The 21,008-nt window shown below is 63.4% G+C and carries 17 protein-coding genes; 16 read left to right on the top strand and 1 reads right to left on the bottom strand.

Features of this window, described 5'->3' with window-relative positions:
* The first annotated feature begins 14 nt into the window (after nucleotides 1-14).
* The 16 genes from mraY to AC04SH_RS12320 all read left to right on the top strand — a co-directional run bounded on the left by mraY (nucleotide 15) and on the right by AC04SH_RS12320 (nucleotide 19,996).
* Nucleotides 15-1,097, top strand: coding sequence for a phospho-N-acetylmuramoyl-pentapeptide-transferase (gene mraY, locus AC04SH_RS12395; protein ID WP_112560382.1), 1,083 nt, complete (start codon nucleotides 15-17; stop codon nucleotides 1,095-1,097).
* Between the two features lie 8 nt (nucleotides 1,098-1,105).
* Entirely contained in the window at nucleotides 1,106-2,506 is a 1,401-nt protein-coding gene (gene murD / locus AC04SH_RS12390) for a UDP-N-acetylmuramoyl-L-alanine--D-glutamate ligase (protein ID WP_488575218.1), read from the top strand.
* Nucleotides 2,506-3,657: a putative lipid II flippase FtsW gene (gene ftsW, locus AC04SH_RS12385; protein ID WP_112560384.1), complete on the top strand. Its 1,152-nt coding sequence runs from the start codon at nucleotides 2,506-2,508 to the stop codon at nucleotides 3,655-3,657. Before murD ends, ftsW begins: the two co-directional genes overlap by 1 nt.
* Nucleotide 3,658: 1 nt before the next feature.
* Entirely contained in the window at nucleotides 3,659-4,783 is a 1,125-nt protein-coding gene (gene murG, locus AC04SH_RS12380; RefSeq protein ID WP_477231524.1) for an undecaprenyldiphospho-muramoylpentapeptide beta-N-acetylglucosaminyltransferase, read from the top strand.
* Nucleotides 4,783-6,189, top strand: coding sequence for a UDP-N-acetylmuramate--L-alanine ligase (gene murC / locus AC04SH_RS12375; RefSeq protein WP_477231523.1), 1,407 nt, complete (start codon nucleotides 4,783-4,785; stop codon nucleotides 6,187-6,189). The genes murG and murC overlap by 1 nt, the downstream gene beginning before the upstream one ends.
* On the top strand, nucleotides 6,186-7,151 hold the full coding sequence (gene murB, locus AC04SH_RS12370) for a UDP-N-acetylmuramate dehydrogenase (RefSeq protein WP_477231522.1): 966 nt from the start codon (nucleotides 6,186-6,188) through the stop codon (nucleotides 7,149-7,151). The genes murC and murB overlap by 4 nt, the downstream gene beginning before the upstream one ends.
* Nucleotides 7,152-7,462: 311 nt before the next feature.
* Nucleotides 7,463-8,389, top strand: coding sequence for a D-alanine--D-alanine ligase (locus tag AC04SH_RS12365; RefSeq protein ID WP_477231521.1), 927 nt, complete (start codon nucleotides 7,463-7,465; stop codon nucleotides 8,387-8,389).
* Nucleotides 8,377-9,318, top strand: a complete 942-nt coding sequence (locus tag AC04SH_RS12360) for a cell division protein FtsQ/DivIB (RefSeq protein WP_477231520.1) — start codon at nucleotides 8,377-8,379, stop codon at nucleotides 9,316-9,318. The genes AC04SH_RS12365 and AC04SH_RS12360 overlap by 13 nt, the downstream gene beginning before the upstream one ends.
* On the top strand, nucleotides 9,315-10,622 hold the full coding sequence (gene ftsA / locus AC04SH_RS12355) for a cell division protein FtsA (RefSeq protein ID WP_112560390.1): 1,308 nt from the start codon (nucleotides 9,315-9,317) through the stop codon (nucleotides 10,620-10,622). The genes AC04SH_RS12360 and ftsA overlap by 4 nt, the downstream gene beginning before the upstream one ends.
* 66 nt (nucleotides 10,623-10,688) lie before the next feature.
* Nucleotides 10,689-12,341, top strand: a complete 1,653-nt coding sequence (gene ftsZ, locus AC04SH_RS12350; protein ID WP_477231519.1) for a cell division protein FtsZ — start codon at nucleotides 10,689-10,691, stop codon at nucleotides 12,339-12,341.
* Between the two features lie 275 nt (nucleotides 12,342-12,616).
* Complete coding sequence (gene lpxC, locus AC04SH_RS12345) at nucleotides 12,617-13,564, top strand: UDP-3-O-acyl-N-acetylglucosamine deacetylase (RefSeq protein WP_112560392.1); 948 nt, start codon at nucleotides 12,617-12,619, stop codon at nucleotides 13,562-13,564.
* A 263-nt stretch (nucleotides 13,565-13,827) separates the two neighbouring features.
* Complete coding sequence (locus AC04SH_RS12340; protein ID WP_488575217.1) at nucleotides 13,828-14,697, top strand: outer membrane protein assembly factor BamD; 870 nt, start codon at nucleotides 13,828-13,830, stop codon at nucleotides 14,695-14,697.
* Nucleotides 14,698-14,894: 197 nt separating this feature from the next.
* Nucleotides 14,895-16,568: a DNA repair protein RecN gene (recN, locus tag AC04SH_RS12335; protein ID WP_192258441.1), complete on the top strand. Its 1,674-nt coding sequence runs from the start codon at nucleotides 14,895-14,897 to the stop codon at nucleotides 16,566-16,568.
* Nucleotides 16,569-16,660: 92 nt separating this feature from the next.
* On the top strand, nucleotides 16,661-16,900 hold the full coding sequence (locus AC04SH_RS12330) for a hypothetical protein (RefSeq protein ID WP_488575216.1): 240 nt from the start codon (nucleotides 16,661-16,663) through the stop codon (nucleotides 16,898-16,900).
* A 205-nt stretch (nucleotides 16,901-17,105) separates the two neighbouring features.
* A complete protein-coding gene (gene ligA, locus AC04SH_RS12325) occupies nucleotides 17,106-19,310 on the top strand; it encodes an NAD-dependent DNA ligase LigA (RefSeq protein ID WP_488575215.1) in 2,205 nt (734 codons plus the stop codon).
* Complete coding sequence (locus AC04SH_RS12320; protein WP_477231516.1) at nucleotides 19,307-19,996, top strand: DUF2461 domain-containing protein; 690 nt, start codon at nucleotides 19,307-19,309, stop codon at nucleotides 19,994-19,996. Before ligA ends, AC04SH_RS12320 begins: the two co-directional genes overlap by 4 nt.
* A gap of 15 nt (nucleotides 19,997-20,011) precedes the next feature.
* Here AC04SH_RS12320 and AC04SH_RS12315 read toward each other — a convergent pair whose 3' ends face one another.
* Nucleotides 20,012-20,854, bottom strand: a complete 843-nt coding sequence (locus AC04SH_RS12315) for a VOC family protein (protein WP_477231515.1) — start codon at nucleotides 20,852-20,854, stop codon at nucleotides 20,012-20,014.
* Nucleotides 20,855-21,008 lie beyond the last annotated feature (154 nt).

Below are 21,008 nucleotides of genomic sequence, written 5' to 3'. Positions count from 1 at the left end.
GGGGACGGAATCGCATGTTTACATTGCTCGTCGATTTTGCGGACAAGATCTCGGTCTTCAATGTCTTCCGCTACATAACCTTCCGCACCGGCGGCGCGCTGATCACCTCTGCGCTGATCGTCTTCATCTTCGGGCCGACCATCATCAATTCGCTCAGGCTCAGGCAAGGCAAGGGCCAGCCGATCCGCGCCGACGGGCCGCAGACGCATTTCAAGAAGGCCGGCACGCCGACCATGGGCGGGCTGATGATCCTGTGCGGCATCATTGGCTCCTCGCTTCTGTGGGCGAATCTCTCCTCGATCTATGTCTGGGTGGTGCTTCTGGTGACGCTGGGCTTCGGTTCGATCGGCTTCTACGACGACTATCTCAAGGTGACGAAGCAGTCGCATCTCGGCTTTTCCGGCAAGGCGCGGTTGGCGTTGGAATTCGTCATCGCCGGCATCGCCGCCTGGGTGATCATGCATAATGGCCAGGCGCCGTTCTCGTCGTCGCTGACCTTCCCCTTCGCCAAGGAATTCATCGTCAATCTCGGCTGGTTCTTCGTGCCGTTCTCCTGCTTCGTCATTGTCGGCGCCGGCAATGCGGTGAATTTGACCGATGGCCTCGACGGTCTGGCGATCGTGCCGATCATGATCGCAGCGGCCTCGTTCGGCGTCATCGCGTATCTCTCCGGCAATGCGGTGTTTGCCGAATATCTGCAGATCCATTTCGTGCCAGGCACCGGCGAGCTGGCCGTCGTGCTCGGCGCCGTCATCGGCGCCGGTCTCGGCTTCCTCTGGTTCAACGCGCCGCCGGCGGCGATCTTCATGGGCGACACCGGTTCGCTGGCCATGGGCGGCCTTATCGGCACGGTTGCGGTCGCCACCAAGCATGAGATCGTGCTGGTCATTGTCGGCGGATTGTTTGTCGTGGAAATCCTGTCGGTCATCATCCAGGTCGGTTATTTCAAGATGACCGGCAAGCGCGTCTTCCTGATGGCGCCGATACACCATCATTTCGAAAAGCTCGGCTGGACCGAAAGCCAGGTGGTGATCCGCTTCTGGATCATCGCCGTCATCCTGGCGCTGGTCGGCCTGTCGACCCTCAAGCTGAGATAGGAGCCTGCTTGATCCCCGCCGCATCCTTCTCGGGCAAACGCGTTTCGCTCTTCGGGCTCGGTGGCTCGGGGACCGCCACAGCGCGCGCGCTGATCGAAGGCGGGGCCGACGTGCTGGCCTGGGACGACAATCCCGACAGCGTCGCCAAGGCCGCTGGCCAGGGCATTGCGACCGCCGATCTGCGCGGCGCCGACTGGGCGAAGTTCTCGGCCTTCGTGCTGTCGCCCGGCGTACCGCTGACCCATCCCAAGCCGCACTGGACGGTGGAACTGGCGCGCGGCGCCGGCGTCGAGGTAATCGGCGACATCGAGCTGTTCTGCCGCGAGCGGATCTCGCGCGCGCCCACAGCACCCTTCATCGCCATCACCGGCACCAATGGCAAGTCGACGACCACGGCGCTGACTGCGCATGTCCTGAAATCGGCAGGCCGCGACACGCAGATGGGCGGCAATATCGGCCGTGCCATCATGACGCTCGACCCGCCGCAGGCGGACCGGCACTATGTCGTCGAATGCTCATCCTACCAGATCGATCTGGCGCCCTCGATCAACCCGACGGCCGGCATCCTGCTCAATCTGACGCCCGATCATCTCGACCGCCATGGCACCATGCAGCACTACGCTTCGATCAAGGAACGGCTGGTCGCCGGCAGCGAGACCGCCATCGTCGGCGTCGACGACAGCTGGTGCGCGCAGATCGCCGACCGGCTGGAGCGGGCGGGCAGGCAGGTGATCCGCATCTCCAAGCGGCTGCCGCTGACCGATGGCTATTTCGCCGACGGCTCCAATCTGATGGAAGCCGTGCATGGCCGCTACAGCCGCGTCGCTTTCCTCGAAGGCATAGGTTCGCTGCGGGGCCAGCACAATGCGCAGAACGCACTTGCCGCGGTGGCCTCCTGCCTCAAGGTGGGCTTAAGCCTCGGCGAGATACAGGCGGGGCTCGAGAGCTTCCCGGGCCTCGCGCATCGCATGGAGCAGGTCGGCCGCAAGGACCACGTGCTGTTCGTCAACGATTCCAAGGCGACCAATGCCGATGCGGCGGCACCGGCGCTGTCGAGTTTTCCGCGCATCTACTGGATCGCCGGCGGGCTGCCCAAGGAAGGCGGTATCGAGCCGCTGCGCGGTTTCTTCCCGCGCATCGCCAAGGCCTATCTGATCGGCGAGGCGGCGCCTGCCTTTTCGGCGACGCTGGGCGAAGCCGTGCCCTATGAAATCTCGGGCACGCTGGCCGCCGCGGTCGACCATGCCGCCCAGGACGCGGCCAAGGATGACAGCGGCGAGGTGGTGGTGTTGCTGTCGCCGGCCTGCGCCAGTTTCGACCAGTTCAAGAATTTCGAAGTTCGCGGCGAAGCCTTCAGGCAAGCTGCGAATGCTATCGAGGGCGTGAAACCCATCGGAGGGGCACGATAATGCAAAGCCGTCTCGACAAAAGCCCGGTTGCAACCTGGTGGTGGACGATCGATCGCTGGTTCCTGGCGGCATTCCTGTCGCTGATGGGGCTCGGCATCGTGCTCTCCTTTGCGGCAAGCCCGGCGGTGGCCGAACGCATCGGCCTCGACAGTTTCCACTTTGCCACCAGGCAGATCATCTTCACCGTCCCGGCGCTCGGCGTGATGCTGGCCGTGTCCTTCCTGGAATCCAGACAAATTCGGCGCATGGCGCTGGTCATCCTGTGCATCATGCTGGTGCTGATGGTGGCGGTGCTCTACATCGGCGTCGAAGTGAAGGGCGCGCGGCGCTGGGTGTCGTTTGTCGGCATGTCGATCCAGCCGTCGGAATTCTTGAAACCTGCCTTCGTCATCGTCTGCGCGTGGCTGTTCGCCGAACACAAGCGCCAGCCTGACATTCCAGGCAATTTGTTCGCGATGCTGCTTTTGATCCTGGTCATCTCGCTTTTGGTGGCGCAGCCCGATCTTGGCCAGACCATGCTGGTGACCGGCACCTGGGGCGTCATGTTCTTCATGGCCGGCCTGCCATGGCTCTGGATCATCGCGCTTGGCGCCACCGGGGCCAGCGGCCTGTTTGCCGCCTATACGGTGTTCCCGCATGTCGCCGCCCGCATCGACAAGTTCCTGACCGGCGAAGGCGATACGTTCCAGGTCGACATGGGCCGTGAGGCGCTGATCAACGGCCACTGGTTCGGCGTCGGACCGGGCGAGGGCACGGTCAAGCGCGTCATCCCCGACGCGCATGCCGACTTCGTGTTTTCGGTCGCCGGCGAAGAGTTCGGGCTGATCATGTGCTTCTTCATCATGTCGATCTTCGCCTTCATCGTGCTGCGCGGCCTCAACACGGCGCTGAAAGAGCATGACGATTTCACCCGTTACGCCGTCGGCGGCCTGGTGACCGTGTTCGGCCTGCAGTCGGTCATCAATATGTGCGTCAACCTGCAGCTGATGCCGGCCAAGGGCATGACGCTGCCCTTCATCTCCTATGGCGGCTCCTCGCAGATCGCCATTGCCATCTCTATGGGCATGGTGCTGGCGCTGACGCGCAAGCGTCCGGAAAAGCGCAAGCAGATGGGCTTTGCCCTGTCGCAGCGCGCTTTGCCGGCGGAGTGATATGGCGCGCGGTGTCATTCTTCTCGCGGCGGGCGGAACCGGCGGGCATCTGTTTCCGGCCGAGGCGCTGGCGCATGAGCTGATCGAACGCGGCTGGAGCGTGCATCTGGCGACCGACGACCGTGCCGAGCGGTTTGCCGGCCATTTCCCGGCCGCCGCCATCCATCCGATCCAGTCGGCGACCATGGGCTCGAAAAACCCCGTCGCCTTGCTCGGCGCGTTTTGGAAGATCTGGCGCGGCGTGCGCCAGGCCTCCACTGTCATCGGCAGGATCAAACCTGACGCGGTCGTCGGCTTCGGCGGTTATCCGACCCTGCCGCCGCTCTATGCCGCGACACGGCGCAAGGTGCCGACGCTGATCCATGAGCAGAACGCGGTGATGGGCCGCGCCAACCGGGCGCTGTCCGGCCGCGTCGACGCCATTGCCGGCGGCTTTCTGCCTGAAGATGAAAGTGCTGCCGGCGCCAAGACGGTCATCACAGGCAATCCGGTCCGGCCGCCGATCCTGGAGGCGGCAAAGACGCCGTACACGGCATCCCAAGGCGAGGAGCCGTTCCGGCTCCTGGTGTTCGGCGGCAGCCAGGGCGCGCAGTTTTTTTCCGATGCGATGCCGGCGGCCATCGCACTCCTGCCGGAGGCGCAGCGCAAGCGGCTGGTGATCACCCAGCAGGCCCGCGCCGACGACGTGGCGCGAGTGAAGACGGGCTATTCGGCACTTGGCGTCCATGTCGAGGTGTCGCCCTTCTTCACCGATATGGCGCAGCGCATGGCCACCGCGCATCTGGTGATCTCGCGCTCCGGCGCCTCGACGGTCTCGGAAATCGCCGTCATCGGCCGGCCGGCGCTGCTGGTGCCTTATCCCTATGCGCTGGACCACGACCAGGCGGCGAACGCGGCAGCCCTTGCGGCAGCCGGCGGCGGCGAAGTCCACCCGCAATCATCGCTGTCGCCAGAGCGCATTGCGACGCTTGTTGGCGGGCTGATGGACAATCCCGAGCGGCTGGCGGCTATGGCTGCCGGCGCGAAGTCGGCCGGCCGGCCGGACGCGGCACGGTTGCTCGCCGATCTCACAGAGGCTATTGCGTCCAGAAAAACCGTATCGGATTTCAGGAAGGGGACGCATTGATGAAGATGCCGCAAACCATCGGCCTTGTGCATTTCATCGGCATTGGCGGCATCGGCATGAGCGGCATCGCCGAGGTGCTGCACAATCTTGGCTACAAGGTGCAGGGCTCCGATCAGGCCGACAGCGCCAATGTGCAGCGGCTGCGCGACAAGGGCATCGACTGCTTCGTCGGCCACAAGGCCGAGAATATCGGTGCTGCCGAAGTGGTGGTGGTTTCGACCGCGATCAAGAAATCCAATCCGGAACTGAAGGCAGCGCGCGAGAAGCTTCTGCCGATCGTGCGCCGCGCCGAGATGCTGGCCGAATTGATGCGCTTCCGCCAGGCCGTCGCCATCGGCGGCACCCACGGCAAGACGACGACCACCTCGATGGTGGCGACGCTGCTTGATGCCGGCGGGCTCGACCCGACCGTGATCAATGGCGGCATCATCAATGCCTATGGCACCAATGCCCGCATGGGCGATGGCGAATGGATGGTGGTCGAAGCCGACGAGAGCGACGGCACTTTCCTCAAGCTGCCGGCCGAAATTGCCGTCGTCACCAACATCGATCCCGAGCATCTCGATCACTATGGCAGTTTCGACAAGGTGCGCGAAGCCTTTCGCCAGTTTGTCGAGAACGTGCCGTTCTACGGCTTTGGCGTGATGTGCACCGACCACCCGGAGGTGCAGGCGCTGGTCAGCCGCATCGAGGACCGCCGCGTCATCACCTATGGCGAGAACGCGCAGGCCGATGTGCGCTTCACCAACCATCGCATGGTCGGTGCTGCCTCCGAGTTCGACGTGGTGATCCGCGACCGCAAAACCGGCGGCCAGACGACGATATCGGACCTGCGCCTGCCGATGCCCGGCCGCCACAATGTCTCCAACGCGACGGCCGCGATTGCGGTTGCGCATGAACTCGGCCTGTCGGCCGAGGCGATCAAGAAGGGGCTGTCGTCCTTCGCCGGCGTCAAGCGGCGCTTCACCCATACCGGCTCGTGGAACGGCGTCGAGATCTTCGACGATTACGGCCATCACCCGGTCGAGATCACAGCGGTGCTGAAAGCGGCGCGCAGCGCCACCAAGGGCCGCGTCATCGCCATCGCGCAGCCGCACCGCTTCACCCGCCTGCACGATCTGTTCGACGAATTCTCGGTCTGCTTCAACGATGCCGACACGGTGATGGTGGCGCCGGTCTATGCGGCGGGAGAGGAGCCGATCGACGGCGTGACTTCGGAGGCGCTGGTGTCGCGCATCCGCTCCGGCGGTCACCGCGATGCGCGCTATATCGACGGTGCTGCTGCCATAGCCCCCACCATCCGCGAACTGGCCAAGCCCGGCGACTTCGTTGTCTTCCTCGGCGCCGGTAACATCACCCAATGGGCCTATGCGCTGCCCAGGGAACTTGGCGGTGCGGTCTCATGATGCGCGGCCAGGACCTGATCGACAGACTTGGCGACCGGCTTGCCGGCCTGCGTGGTCGCATTACGCCCAATGCCGAGATGGACAAGATCACCTGGTTCCGCGCCGGAGGGCTGGCCGAGGTGCTGTTCCAGCCGGCCGACGAGGAAGACCTTGCCGCCTTCCTGCGCGCCGTGCCGGAGGAGATCCCGCTCACCGTCGTCGGCGTCGGCTCGAACCTCCTGGTGCGCGACGGCGGTATTCCGGGTTTCGTCATCAGGCTTTCGGCCAAGGGTTTTGGCGAAGCCGAGGTCATATCGCCGACCGGCATCAAGGCGGGCGCTGCGACGCCGGACAAGCGCGTTGCTGCCGTTGCCTATGAGGCCAGCATTGGCGGCTTTCATTTCTATCACGGCATTCCCGGCGCCATCGGCGGGGCGCTGAGAATGAATGCCGGCGCCAATGGCGTCGAGACACGAGAGCGGGTCGTGGAGGTGCGGGCGCTCGACCGCAAGGGCAATCTGCACACGCTGAGCAATGAAGACATGGGCTATGCCTATCGTCACTCGGCAGCACCTGCCGGGCTGATCTTCACCTCCGCCATTTTCGAAGGCGTGCGGGAAGACAAGGCGGCGATCAAGGCGGCCATGGACGCCGTCCAGACGCATCGCGAGACGGTGCAGCCGATCCGCGAGAAGACCGGCGGCTCGACCTTCAAGAATCCGGAGGGCACCTCGGCCTGGAAGGAGATCGACAAGGCCGGCTGCCGCGGGCTGATGATCGGCGGCGCGCAGATGTCGCCGATGCACTGCAACTTCATGATCAACACCGGAACCGCGACCGGCTACGACCTCGAATATCTCGGCGAGACGGTGCGCGCCCGGGTGCTTGTAAATTCCGGCATAAGGCTGCAGTGGGAAATCAAGCGCATCGGCAATTTCCGCCCCGGCCACGCCGTGCAAGAGTTCCTTGGGCAACTTCTCTAGGCATCTTGGCGCAAGCTGAAGTTCATGTGATGCTTGAACTTCAAACGGTCTGAAACAACACCGCGACCGTTGCCCGAAAGACTCACAACGGGCTTTTTGCAGCCGTTTTCGAGGAAAGTGAATCTGTCGGAATCATAAGCACTTGCCAGCGAATCAACTCTCTGATTCTCTGCCCTAAAGCGTTTCCTGATTTGAGTCGTTCGACGCGTCGACCGCGTTTTCCGTCTGGGGGGCAACCTGCCGGGAGACTCGGACTCCATCTGGTCGCTGAATGCGTGGTTGCGGGCCCGCCGTGAGAGGAATGACGGGATATGAAGAACAAGCATGTGGCTGTCCTCCTGGGCGGATTCTCGTCCGAGCGGCCCGTGTCTCTGTCTTCGGGAAAGGCGTGTGCGGATGCGCTTGAGAAGGAAGGCTACCAGGTTACCCGCGTCGACGTTGCGCGCGATGTCGGCGCCGTGCTTGGCGAGCTCAAGCCTGATGTTGTCTTCAACGCGTTGCACGGTCCGTTCGGTGAAGACGGCACCATCCAGGGCATCCTCGAATATCTGGCGATTCCCTACACCCATTCGGGTGTGCTCGCCTCGGCGCTCGCCATGAACAAGGAGCAGGCCAAGAAGGTTGCCAAGGCTGCCGGCATTGCGGTGGCGGAATCGAAGGTTGCCAGCCGCTTCGCCATTCAGAACAAGCACCCGATGAAGCCGCCCTATGTGGTCAAGCCGGTCAATGAAGGCTCAAGCTTCGGCGTTGTCATCGTGCATGAAGGGCAGTCGCATCCGCCGCAGGTGATCGGTTCGTCCGATTGGAAATATGGCGAGACCGTCATGGTCGAGCGCTACATCCATGGCCGCGAGCTGACCTGCGCCGTCATGGGCGATGTGGCGCTCGGCGTCTGCGAGATCATCCCGACCGGCCACTCCTTCTACGACTATGATTCAAAATACGTCGCCGGCGGATCAAAACACGAAATCCCTGCTAAAATTTCACCGAATATTTACCAAAAAATACAGACACTGGCGCTCAAGGCACATCTGGCTATCGGCTGTCGGGGCGTTTCCCGGTCGGACTTCCGCTATGACGATCGTCACTCCGAAAACGGCGAAATTGTCTGGCTCGAGATCAACACTCAGCCTGGCATGACGCCGACGTCTTTGGTGCCTGAAATCGCCGCCCAAGCGGGGCATTCGTTCGGCGATCTGTTGAGTTGGATAGTGGAGGACGCTTCGTGTCTGCGTTGAAATGGGGGCAGGACAAGGGCAGGGGTGGCGCCGGGCCGGCGCTGTTCGGCATGCCGTTGTCGTTCGACCATTTCGTGCTGCCGCGCGTGCTGCGCCGGCCGGTGCGCGTGCTGGCGCGCCTGGGTGGCGGCGACTTCGTCGCGCCGCGCTTTTCGGCAGCCATCCTGTCCGCTTCGCTCATCGCATCGAGCAGCCTCTATGGTGCCATTCTCGGCGGCCATGCCGACGACATCGTCCAGAGTATCACCGCCCGCACCGGCTTTGCCGTCGACCAGATCAAGGTGGTCGGCAACCGTCAGACCTCGGAGATCGACATACTGGGCCGGCTTGAACTCGATGGCTGGACGTCGCTGATCGGCTTCGATGCCGAGGCGGCGCGCGAGCGCATCGATACGCTGCCCTGGGTCGAAGTGGCGGCGGTGCGCAAGGTCTATCCGCATACACTGGAAGTGCGTGTCGAGGAGCGCGAACCCTTCGCGCTCTGGCAGCAGGGCTCGGAGCTTTCGGTCATTGAGCGCTCCGGCGCGGTGATCGCGCCGTTCTCGGGCGGCAAGCAGGCTTTGCTGCCGTTGATCATCGGCACCGGTGCGCCGGCCAAGGCGCCCGACTTCCTGGCCAAGATCAAGAAGTATCCAGAGCTCGCGGCGCGGGTCAAAGGCTATATCCGCATCGGCGAACGGCGCTGGGACCTGAAGCTGGAAAACGGCATCACCGTCAAGCTGCCCGAGGATGGCGAGGACCGGGCGATCGCCGAGCTGGTTCGGATGGATCATGACAACGGTCTTCTGACGCGCGATATCGCGGCCGTCGACATGCGCATCTCCGATCGCCTGGTGGTGCAACTGACGCCGGAAGCGGCGACGCAGCGCCAGGCGGCGCTCAACGAAAAGCCGCAAAGCCTCAAGCGCAAGTCGGAGACGAAGATATGAGCTGGCTTGGCGGCAACAGCGATGCCTCTTCGCGCCGCTCCGGCACGCTGACCGTGCTGGATGTCGGCTCAAGCAAGGTTTGCTGCGTGGTGGCGAAACTGAAGCCGCGCGAGGACGGCAAGCTGCTGCGCGGCCGCTCGCACCGCATCCAGGTGATCGGCATCGGCCATCAGAAGTCGCAAGGCGTGAAGTCGGGCGTGGTTGTCGATCTCGACCGTGCCGAGCACGCCATTCGCCTGTCCGTCGACGCCGCCGAGCGCATGGCGGGACTGACGGTGGATTCGCTGATCGTCAACATGACGGCCGGCCGGCTGAAGAGCGAAACCTATTCTGCCACCATCAATCTCGGCGGCCATCAGGCCGACGAGGCCGATATCAAGCGCGTGCTTGCCGCCGGCGCCAAGCAGGCGCTCAAGGCCGAGCGCGACGTGATCCATTCGCTGCCGGTCGGCTTTTCGCTGGACGCCGAACGCGGCGTGCGCGATCCGCGCGGCATGGTCGGCGACCAGCTCGGCGTCGACATGCATGTGCTGACCGGCGACGCCGCACCGCTGCGCAATCTCGAACTTTGCATCAACCGTTCGCATCTGTCGGTCGAGCGCATGGTGGCGACGCCCTATGCCAGCGGACTTGCGGCGCTTGTCGATGACGAGCTCGAAATGGGCGCGGCCTGCATCGACATGGGCGGCGGCACGACAACGATCTCGGTGTTTTCGGAAGGCAAGTTCGTGCATGGCGACGCCATCGCCATCGGCGGCAATCATGTGACGCTGGATATGGCCAAGGGTCTGTCGACGTCGCTCGACGCGGCCGAACGGCTGAAGGTGATGCATGGCTCGGCGCTGCCCGGCAGTGCCGATGACCGCGACCTGGTGTCGATCCAGCCGATCGGCGAGGAAGGCGAGATGCCGCTGCAGATCCCGCGCTCGGTGATGACGCGCATTATCCGCGCCCGCATCGACGAGACGCTAGAGCTGTTGCGCGACCGGCTGAACAAGTCGGGCTACGGCAATGCCGTGGGCAAGCGCGTCGTGCTGACCGGCGGCGCCAGCCAGCTTGCGGGCCTGCCGGAAGCGGCACGCCGGATTCTGGGACGCAATGTGCGCATCGGCCGCCCGCTCGGCGTGGCGGGGCTGCCGGAAGCCGCCAAGGGCCCGGCTTTCTCGACGGCGGTCGGACTGCTGATCTATCCGCAGATGGCGAGTTTCGAGAGCCATCCGGCGAAAGGAATTTCCGGTCTCAGGATGACCGGAACGGGCGGAAAACTGCATCGCATGAGTCAGTGGTTGAGAGACAGTTTCTAATTGACGGGGACAGCCCCATAGGCGGCCGCGGCGGCGAAGCGGCGGGAAAGGCAAAGGACGGAGACAATGACCATCAATCTGCAAAAGCCGGACATCACCGAGCTCAAGCCCCGGATCACCGTTTTCGGTGTCGGCGGCGGTGGCGGCAATGCCGTCAATAACATGATCACCGCGGGCTTGCGCGGCGTCGAGTTCGTCGTGGCCAACACCGACGCGCAGGCGCTGACCATGTCGAAGGCCGAGCGGCTGATCCAGCTCGGCGCACATGTCACCGAGGGACTCGGTGCCGGATCGCAGCCGGAAGTCGGCCGTGCGGCGGCTGAGGAGTGCATCGATGAGATCATCGATCACCTCTCCAACACCCATATGTGCTTCGTCACCGCCGGAATGGGCGGCGGCACCGGCACGGGTGCTGCCCCAGTCGTTGCCCGCGCGGCGCGCGAAAAGGGCATCCTCACCGTCGGCGTCGTCACCAAGCCTTTCCATTTCGAAGGCCAGCGCCGCATGAAGACGGCGGATATGGGCATCGAGGAGCTGCAGAAATGCGTCGACACCCTGATCGTCATCCCCAACCAGAACCTGTTCCGGCTGGCCAATGACAAGACCACCTTCGCCGACGCGTTCGCCATGGCCGACCAGGTGCTCTATTCCGGTGTTGCCTGCATCACCGACCTGATGGTCAAGGAAGGCCTGATCAATCTCGACTTCGCCGACGTCCGTTCGGTGATGCGCGAGATGGGCAAGGCGATGATGGGCACCGGCGAGGCTTCGGGCGAGGGCCGCGCGATGGCCGCCGCCGAGGCAGCGATCGCCAATCCGCTGCTGGACGAGACCTCGATGAGGGGCGCCAAGGGCCTGCTGATCTCGATCACCGGCGGCCGTGACCTGACCCTGTTCGAAGTCGACGAAGCCGCGACCCGCATCCGCGAGGAGGTCGACCAGGACGCCAACATCATCCTCGGCGCCACTTTCGACGAGGAACTCGAAGGTGTCATCCGCGTCTCGGTGGTCGCCACCGGCATCGACAAGTCGGCGGCCGAAATCGCCGCGGTGCCGATCTCGATCCGCGCCGTGCCGCCGCAGCAGAAGCCTGTCAGCCGTCCGGCTCCGGCCGCGGAAGGCCGGCCGGCGCCGGTCCAGCAGACCTATGAGACGCGCGCGGCCGATCCGGTCGCCGAGGCGATTCAGCTTGCCGAAGCCAATGCGGCGGCAATGGCTCGTCCGGCGCCGATGGCCCAGGCGGAAGACTTCCGTCCGCAGAGCAAGATCTTCCAGGCCCCGCCGGCGCAGCCGCAACCTGTCGTGCAGCCGGTGATGCAGCCGGCGCCGCTGCGGGAAATGCCGCAGCCGGTGGCTGCCGCACCGCAGCGCATGCCGCGGGTGGAAGATTTTCCGCCGGTGGTGAAGGCCGAGGTGGAAGCCAAGGGCCGTCCGGCCGACCATGAAAACAGCGGGCCGATGGGGCTGCTCAAGCGGCTGACCAACGGACTGACGCGCCGCGAGGAAGAGCCGGCCCGATTGCAGCCGGCACAGCCGCGCGAACCGAAACTGCGCCAGGCAGCGCCCGAAATGCGCCGCCTTGCCAGCCAGGATCCGCAGCTTTATGCGCCGCGCCGTGGCCAGCTCGACGACCAGGGCCGGTTGACGCCGCAGACCCGCTCTGCCCAGGAAGACGACCAGCTGGAGATCCCGGCGTTCCTGCGCCGCCAGGCCAACTGAGGCGTTAACGGTATGTAACACTTGTTAACAGGCAGACGAGAGATCGTTTGCCTGTTAACCAAAAAAATCCTTTGATACCATAGTGTTACGAGGTGGCGCTCACGGTCGGTCGGGGTTACACAGAGTAAGAAACCGTGATTTGGAGTCTCCCTGACGGACCACTATCTTTGCCGCAGCACTTTCGGTGTGCTGGGATTCGGGGAGTTGGCCCTGCCTGCCGATAATCAAGAGCCGCGCCCTTTGGGGCTATAAAGCGGACATGGGCGTTATGGGCTATGGGGTTTGTCTTGCAAGACTACCAGACGACACTTAGATCGCGTGCGACGCTGACCGGTACCGGCGTTCACAGCGGCAAACCGGTCACCGTCAATTTCCTCCCCGCGGACGCCGACACCGGCGTCGTCTTCCACCTTTCGACCGGAAGCGAGAGCCGCGAGTTCCGTGCGCTGGTTGCCGAAGTCGGCGCGACCGATCTCTGCACCATGCTCGGCGATCCGGCAGGCGAGCATATCGCCACCGTCGAACATCTGATGGCGACGCTCTTCGGACTCGGCATCGACAACATCGTCATCGAGATCGACGGCCACGAGGTTCCGATCCTCGACGGCAGCGCGGTGGCGTTCGTGGAGGCCATCGACCAGGCCGGCATCGAGACGCTGGCGGTCAAGCGCCGCTACATCAGGGTGGTCAAGCCGGTTCGGATCGAGAACGGCGCGTCCTGGGCTGAATTCAGGCCCTATAGCGGCACGCGTTTCGAGGTCGAAATCGATTTCGAGAGCCCGGCGATCGGCCGTCAGCTGTTCGCCTCCGACATCAATCCCGACGTCTTCCGCCAGGACATTGCGCGTGCCCGCACCTTCGGTTTCATGAAGGACGTGGAGCGGCTGTGGGCGGCCGGCTATGCGCTGGGCTCCTCGCTGGAGAACTCGCTGGTGATCGGCGACGACAACCGGGTGATCAATATGGGTGGCCTGCGCTATCCCAATGAATTCGCCCGTCACAAGACGATGGACGCGATGGGCGATCTGGCGCTGGCCGGTGCCCGTTTCATCGGCTGTTTCCGCTCCTATCGCGGCGGCCACCGGATGAACGCCGCGGCGTTGCGGCGCCTGCTGTCCGACCGTTCAGCCTTCGAGGTCGTCGAAACCACACGCCGCGAGCGCGGCCGCACCGCCGAGATGAGCGCCGTCACCGGCCCTGTCTTCGCGCCCTGGGTGATCTGATTCTTAACGATTTTCTGGCTTTCTGAGCGTCGGCTGGTGTTGCACGGATGCATCACCGGCCGGTGAAAGCGCATAGCTTTCGCGGCAACACCAAGCCGCCACAAAAATGTGCGATTGGCTAGACATAGCGTTGCTGGGCAAGACAGTTATGGTTTATGGCTGCTGCCGTCGATTAGACGCATGTCGCTCAAAAGTGGGGACCAGTTTTGAGGGAACGCCATGCGAAAGGCATTGAAATAACGCCGAAAGGGCGCAATCCAATCATGTTCTTCACGCGAGTTGGTCAATCGAAAGCGCCGTATCGGGCTGTTTTCCTGGCGCTTTCGATAGTTGTGCCATCGCTGTTCCTGTCGGCCTGCATGTCGTCCGAGAAAGACGTCGATTTGTCGACCTATGTCGACCAGACCGAACCGGCCGACGTCCTTTACAATCAAGGCCTTGCCAATCTCAACGCCGGCCGGCTGGATGAGGCGAGCAAGAAGTTCGACGCCGTCGACCGCCAGCACCCCTATTCCGAATGGGCCCGCAAATCGATGGTGATGGGCGCCTTCGCCGACTACCGCGCCGGCCATTATGACGAGGCGATCGGCTCGGCCAAGCGCTATCTCACGCTCTATCCGTCGACCGACGACGCCGCTTACGCCCAGTACATCATTGGCCTGAGCTACTACCGCCAGATCAAGGACGTCACTCAGGATCAGGAGGAAGCACGCCAGACCGTGCAGACGATGCAGGATCTGGTGACGCGCTGGCCGACTTCGGAATATGTCGACGACGCCAAGGAAAAGATTCGCTTCGCCAACGACCAGCTCGCCGGCAAGGAGATGCAGATCGGCCGCTATTATCTCGAGCGGCGTGAATACATTGCCGCCGTCAAACGCTTCCGCAATGTGGTCGAGAACTATTCCAACACCCGCCATGTCGAAGAGGCGCTGGCGCGCCTGACCGAGAGCTACTACGCGATGGGCTTGACCTCGGAAGCGCAGACGGCCGCGGCCGTGCTCGGCACCAACTATCCCGACAGCCAGTGGTACAAGGATTCCTACAAGCTCTTGCAGAGCAATGGGCTTGAGCCGCGCGAGAATGCCGGGTCGTGGATATCCAAGGCCGGAAAGCTGATCACCGGCGCCTGACGCCTGAGCATCGACTGAAGCGATCACAGCGCTTTTCGGATTGATCCGACGCCCAAACAAAAAGATAGTGCGGCGCTGCGACTCCACCGGTCGCATGCCGCATTGAGGCGCGTCGCGCGCTTTAAGTCTTTGGTTTTGTGCATGCCGTTGTCCCAAACCGGTCCGCTTGGGGCGACATGCGATAGGTTCGGGTTCTGATGCTTTCCAGACTGTCGATCCGCGATATCGTCCTGATCGAGAAGCTGGATATCGACTTCCAGCCCGGCCTTTCCGTGCTCACCGGTGAAACCGGCGCCGGCAAATCCATCCTGCTCGACGCGCTGTCGCTGGCGCTCGGCGCGCGCGGCGACGCCTCGCTGGTGCGCCATGGCGCCGCCCAGGGCCAGGTCATCGCCGTGTTCGACGTGCCGCGCAACCATCCGGTGCGTGCGCTGCTTGCCGAAAACGCCATCGAGGATGACGGGGACATTATCCTGCGCCGGCTGCAGACGGCGGATGGCCGCACCCGTGTCTTCGTCAACGATCAGCCGTCCAGCGTCACCCTGATGCGAGACATCGGCCACGCGCTGGTCGAAATCCACGGCCAGCACGACGAGCGGGCCCTGGTCGATCCTGGCGCGCATCGCGAATTGCTGGACAGTTTTGGCGGCCATCTTGGTGCTGCCCGCGCGACAGGCGAGGCGTGGCGCTACTGGCGCGGCTGCGAGCAGGACTTTGCCCGGCATCGCGCCAAGGTCGAGGCGGCGGCGCGCGAGGCCGATTATCTCAGGGCATCGGTCGCTGAGCTGGCGAAGCTTGATCCCCAGCCCGGCGAGGAAACGCAACTGGCTGAACTGCGCGCCACGATGATGCGGGCGGAAAAGATCGCCTCGGAAATACACGACGCGCAGGATGTGCTGTCAGGTCCATCCTCGCCGCTGCCGCAGCTGGCCAGCCTGCTCAGGCGCCTGCAGCGCAAGGCCAGCGAAGCACCTGGCCTGCTCGAGGATGTGGTGAAGTCGCTCGATGAGGCGATGCTGTCGCTGGATGCGGCACAGTCCGGTGTCGAGGCGGCATTGCGCGCCACCGAATACGATCCGCAGCGGCTGGAGAAGGCGGAGGAGCGGCTGTTTTCGCTGCGCGCGGCGTCACGCAAGCACAGCGTGGCGGTCGACGATCTGGCGCAGCTGCGCGACACGATGTCGGCCGACCTTGCCGATCTCGATGCCGGCGAGGAACGTCTGCATGGGTTGGAGAAACAGGCCGCCGCGGCGCGCGAGGCCTATGACATTTCGGCGGCCCAGCTGTCCTCGCTTCGCCATGCGGCTGCGATCGGCCTGACCAAGGCTGTCATGGCCGAACTGCCGGCGCTGAAGCTCGAGCGGGCCGAGTTCATCGTCGGGCTGACCAGCGATGGCGAAAACCGCATGGAAGAAGGCATCGATCAGGTCGAGTTCTGGGTGCGCACCAATCCCGGCACAAGGCCCGGCCCGATGATGAAGGTGGCGTCCGGTGGCGAGCTGTCGCGCTTCCTTCTGGCGCTCAAGGTGGCGCTGGCCGATCGCGGCTCGGCGCCGACATTGGTCTTCGACGAAATCGACACCGGCGTCGGCGGCGCCGTGGCCGATGCCATCGGCCAGAGACTGGCCAGGCTGTCGACTCGGGTGCAAGTGCTGTCCGTCACCCATGCGCCGCAGGTGGCGGCACGTGCTGCGACGCATTTCCTGATTTCCAAATCCGGCGGCTCGGATAAGGTCGCCACCGGCATTGCCGAGATGGACCGGGCGGCGCGCCAGGAAGAAATCGCCCGCATGCTGGCCGGCGCCACCATTACCGACGAGGCGCGGGCGGCGGCGGAGCGGCTGCTGCGAGAGAATACGGCGGCGGCTTAGGAAACGGAAAACCCAGTGGCGTGCGAGCCCTAAAAGAGCGTGCCCGGCACGCTTTCAGTGTCGGAGGCTTCACAGTGATTTCTACGGGTACCATGGTGATCGTGGAGGGTGTCCCCGAAGATCTTCCGGACGACGATGTGATGCGAACCAGGGAACTCTTTCTTGGGTGCGTTGGAAGAAAGTTCGAAGTGGTAAGCGTCACAAACGTTTCCGGGACAAACCTGCTGGAGCTACAAGTCGGCGAGGTCTTTGGAGAACCAGACTACATGCATTCTATATGGATCGAGGAAAGCTATGTCTCAGCTGTCAACCCGCCCGGCCACAAGCGCTGAATTTCGATCTGACTCACTGCGCCAGACACCTTTCGCTTCGGCCTGACCTCAGCTCAGCGTATCCTGGGCGCTAGATTTTTCCTCACCAAACCCGAGTCAGGATATGTCTGCATGTCTCTGTTCGGGTTTGATTTTTCCACAGCCTATCTCGCTGCCGGCAAATCCTGATTTATAGTGGCCCACCAGAATTCGAGGACCGCGCCGCATGTCTGAAAAACCAGTCGAATCGTTGAGCGAAAGCGAAGCCGCCGATGAGCTTGCGCGCCTGGCAGAGGAGATCGCCGAGCACGACCGGCACTACCATACCGAGGACGCGCCTGTTATCACGGACGCGGAATATGATGCGCTGACGCGGCGCAACCTCGCCATCGAACAGCGCTTCCCCGCGCTCGTGCGCGAGGATTCGCCATCACGCAGGGTAGGCGCTGCGCCTGCGGAAGGCTTTGCCAAGGTGCGCCATGCGGTGCCGATGCTCAGCCTCGCCAAGGCCTATACCGATGAGGATGTCGCCGACTTCATCGAACGCGGCCGGCGGTTCTTCGACCGCGACAAGGATCTCGACATCGCCTTTACGGCCGAACCGAAGATCGACGGGCTGTCGGCGTCGCTGCGCTACGAACGCGGCGTGTTCGTGCAGGGTGCCACGCGCGGCGACGGTGCGGTGGGTGAAGACATCACAGCCAATCTAAGGACCATCGCCGACATCCCGGCGAAGCTGAAAGGTTCTGGCTGGCCCGAGACCATCGAGATACGCGGCGAGGTCTACATGACCTATGCCGAGTTCGAGGCGCTGAAGGCGCGCTCGGCGGCGGTCGGCGGCCAGGACTACGTCAATCCGCGCAACACGGCGGCCGGCTCGCTGCGCCAGAAGGATGCGTCCGTCACCGCCAGCCGCAACCTCAAGTTCTTCGCCTATGCCTGGGGCTACACGACGGCAGATCCCGCGCCGACGCAGTACGAATCCGTGCAGAAATTCGCCGAATGGGGCTTCAAGGTCAGTCCGCTGATGGTGCGGGCGAAGTCAGTCGAAGATCTCATTGCGCAGTATCACAAGATCGAGGAACTGCGCTCGTCGCTCGGCTACGACATCGACGGCGTCGTCTACAAGGTAGACCAGCTGGAACTGCAGCGCCGTTGGGGATTCGTCACCGGCGAGCCGCGCTGGGCGGTTGCGCACAAATTCCCGGCCGAACAGGCGATGACGACGGTGCAAAAGATCGACATCCAGGTCGGCCGCACCGGCACGCTGGCACCGGTTGCGCGGCTTGCGCCGGTCACGGTTGGCGGCGTGGTGGTCGAAAACGTCACGCTGCACAATGAGGATTACATCAAGGGCTTCGACAGCAACGGCGTGCCGATCCGTGACGGCATCGATGTCCGCATCGGTGACACGGTTGTCATACAACGGGCGGGCGACGTCATTCCGCAGATCGTCAGCGTCGTCATCGACAAGCGGCCGGGCGATGCCGTGCCCTATGAGTTTCCGCACACCTGTCCGGTCTGCGGCTCGCCGGCGACGCGCGAAATCAACGAGAAGACCGGCAAGGAAGATTCGCGCCGACGCTGCACCGGGGAACTGATCTGTCCAGCGCAGGCCGTGGAAGGACTGCGGCACTTCGTGTCGCGCGGCGCCATGGACATCGAAGGCCTGGGCGCCGAGAACATCGATATCTTCTTCAATGCCGGACTGATCAAGACAGCCGCCGATATCTTTACCCTCAGGGATCGCCGGCCAGCGGTCACCAGGGCGCTGGCCGAACGGCGCGAGGAGCAGGCGCGGCAGCGCGAGGCCGCCTCGGGCAAGGCGCGCAAGAATGTGCGCGGTGTCGAGGACCGCAATTACGAAGGCCTCGACAAGCTCTTCGCCGCCATCGACTCTCGTCGCGAACCCGAACTCGATCGTTTCATCTTCGCGCTAGGCATCCGTCATATCGGCGAAACGACGGCCGCCGTGCTTGCCCGAACCTTCTCGACCATCGAGGAACTGATCCGGGTCGGCAAGGAGACAGCGGCGGCGGCCGATCCGAACACCGTTTTCCCATCGGTCAACGGCATCGGCGACACGGTGATCGGCGCGCTGCGCGATTTCTTCGGCAATGAGCGCAATGACGACGTGCTCGACAGACTGCTCGAGCAGGTCAAGCCGAAGCCGTATATCGTCACCGTCTCGGCCGACAGCGAGGTTGCCGGCAAGACCATCGTCTTCACCGGCACGCTGGAAAAGATGACCCGCTCCGAAGCCAAGGCGATGGCCGAACGGCTCGGCGCCAAGGTGGCGGGTTCGGTGTCGGCGAAGACCGACCTCCTGGTGGCCGGGCCGGGTGCCGGCTCCAAACTGAAGCAGGCAACCGAACTCGGCGTCGAAGTCATCGACGAGGACACCTGGTTGCAACGGGTCGGCAAGGCATGACCGGCGGTTCGTTCAAAGGGTTTGGCCAAAAGGCCATCCCGTTCCTGAAGGCGCTGGATTTCCATCAGAGCCGCGAATGGTTCCAGGAAAACCGGGCGCTTTACGACAGCGAACTGCACGAGCCGTTCTGCGATCTGGTCGAGACGCTGACGGAGCGCTTTGCATCGGCGGGGCTCGGCCTGCGCGGCGACCGCAAGAAATCGCTGTTCCGCATCAACCGCGACGTGCGCTTCGCCAAGGACAAGCGGCCCTACAACCAGCATCTGTCGGCCATGCTGTCGCCGGACGGCACCAAGATGGAGCAGGGCGTGTTCTTCGTCTATGTCGGGATCGACCGCTGCTTTGCCGACGTTGCCTGGTGGAACCCGGAGCCGCCGCTGCTGCTGGCGATGCGCAAGGCCATTATCGCCCGGCCAGCCGAGTTCCGAAAACTGCTTTCAACGCTGAAGAAAAACGGCTTGGAACTCGAAACCGAGGGCCGCTTGAAGCGCACGCCGCGCGGCTTCGAGCAGGTCAACGAACCCGATCTTGTCGACGCCATCCGCAACCGGCACTTCTATGTCCAGCACATGATCGATCCGGCTGGAATTCACGCGCCGGCGCTGGTCGACGAGCTTGTCGATTTCACATTGCGCGCCAAGCCGCTGCTCGACTGGGGCAGGGCGATCCAGGGCAAGGTCCCATAGCGCTTGCAGGTGCTGTTAAGTCGAAAAGGCGACCGCCGTTCCGAATCCCCGTGTCGGCGACAGGACGAGCCGACTGCCGGCCCACGGCAGCCCGAGATCGGTGAAGGTTTCGAGCGTTCGGCACCTGATGGTCAGTCCGGCAAGATGGGGGCCGTCATCAGGGTGGGGAGGTGGCATGCCGAAGGCATCCTCAAAAGCCTGAGGGCTGGCCAAAATGATGGCCCCTGTGAGGGTATTGAAGACAATGCTGCCTGCGCTTCCCTTTTCTGCAGCCACGCCCGTAAAAGCCCGCATATGCTCAGCAAGCTCAAGTGCATCCTTGCCCGAAAGCCAGACGTCGCGAACCGTCTGCGCCGAGTTGGCGTGCCCAAGATATTGTGGCTGCGCGTAATATTCCGGCCGGAAATGCTGGCAAGCGAAATGGCCGAACCACGGTGCCGCCGGCGTTGACAGGAAAGCCAGCGAAAAGCCGACGCGAACGTCCTCGCCGGTCGGCATCTTTGCCATGCGGGAGAATTCGAACGGCTGATATGTCCGCAACCCTTCTGCCATCCAGGCCGCTCTGTCGGCGGCGGCATCCGACGTATCTAGCACCGTCATCGAGAATCCTTCATGTCGGGCCAGATAGTCGCGATTGAAAGCCGAGAAGGAGAATCTGCCTTCTCCATGCTCGACAACGTCCTGCGGAATCGTGACTGACAGAAGTTCCAGATAGTTGCCGTGCAACTGAATGATCGAATTGCCGGTGCCGAATGGGTGCTGACCGCGCGGGGTCAGAGTAAAACCGAGTTCGCGATAGGCAGCACGAAGCGCATCGAGATCGTGAGCTGCCAAAACGAGGTGGTTTATGCCGTTCATGAGCCTGCCCTCAACAGACGACGGTTTGTTCCGGTCAGACGACCTAAGAACCATACAGCTTCTGCTTGTTTGAGCCAATGCTGAGCGTTGGTCCATGACATCAGTTTCGCTGATTCATCGGCTCAAGCGAATTCGTCTGACTTTTCAATCGCGG

This window comes from Mesorhizobium sp. CNPSo 4688 (assembly GCF_057784295.1).
Note: the sequence above shows the minus strand (reverse complement) of the source record. Positions and strands in the feature narration are given on the sequence as shown.

Bases quoted from the DNA above. Each gene is read 5' to 3' on its own strand.
- mraY (WP_112560382.1), top strand. From the start codon at position 15: ATGTTTACATTGCTCGTCGATTTTGCGGACAAGATCTCGGTCTTCAAT.
- AC04SH_RS12330 (WP_488575216.1), top strand. From the start codon at position 16,661: ATGGTGATCGTGGAGGGTGTCCCCGAAGATCTTCCGGACGACGATGTG.
- AC04SH_RS12315 (WP_477231515.1), bottom strand. From the start codon at position 20,854: ATGAACGGCATAAACCACCTCGTTTTGGCAGCTCACGATCTCGATGCG.
- murB (WP_477231522.1), top strand. From the start codon at position 6,186: ATGATGCGCGGCCAGGACCTGATCGACAGACTTGGCGACCGGCTTGCC.
- ftsA (WP_112560390.1), top strand. From the start codon at position 9,315: ATGAGCTGGCTTGGCGGCAACAGCGATGCCTCTTCGCGCCGCTCCGGC.
- lpxC (WP_112560392.1), top strand. From the start codon at position 12,617: ATGGGGTTTGTCTTGCAAGACTACCAGACGACACTTAGATCGCGTGCG.
- AC04SH_RS12365 (WP_477231521.1), top strand. From the start codon at position 7,463: ATGAAGAACAAGCATGTGGCTGTCCTCCTGGGCGGATTCTCGTCCGAG.
- ligA (WP_488575215.1), top strand. From the start codon at position 17,106: ATGTCTGAAAAACCAGTCGAATCGTTGAGCGAAAGCGAAGCCGCCGAT.
- AC04SH_RS12340 (WP_488575217.1), top strand. From the start codon at position 13,828: ATGTTCTTCACGCGAGTTGGTCAATCGAAAGCGCCGTATCGGGCTGTT.
- AC04SH_RS12320 (WP_477231516.1), top strand. From the start codon at position 19,307: ATGACCGGCGGTTCGTTCAAAGGGTTTGGCCAAAAGGCCATCCCGTTC.
- murG (WP_477231524.1), top strand. From the start codon at position 3,659: ATGGCGCGCGGTGTCATTCTTCTCGCGGCGGGCGGAACCGGCGGGCAT.
- ftsZ (WP_477231519.1), top strand. From the start codon at position 10,689: ATGACCATCAATCTGCAAAAGCCGGACATCACCGAGCTCAAGCCCCGG.
- murC (WP_477231523.1), top strand. From the start codon at position 4,783: ATGAAGATGCCGCAAACCATCGGCCTTGTGCATTTCATCGGCATTGGC.
- recN (WP_192258441.1), top strand. From the start codon at position 14,895: ATGCTTTCCAGACTGTCGATCCGCGATATCGTCCTGATCGAGAAGCTG.
- ftsW (WP_112560384.1), top strand. From the start codon at position 2,506: ATGCAAAGCCGTCTCGACAAAAGCCCGGTTGCAACCTGGTGGTGGACG.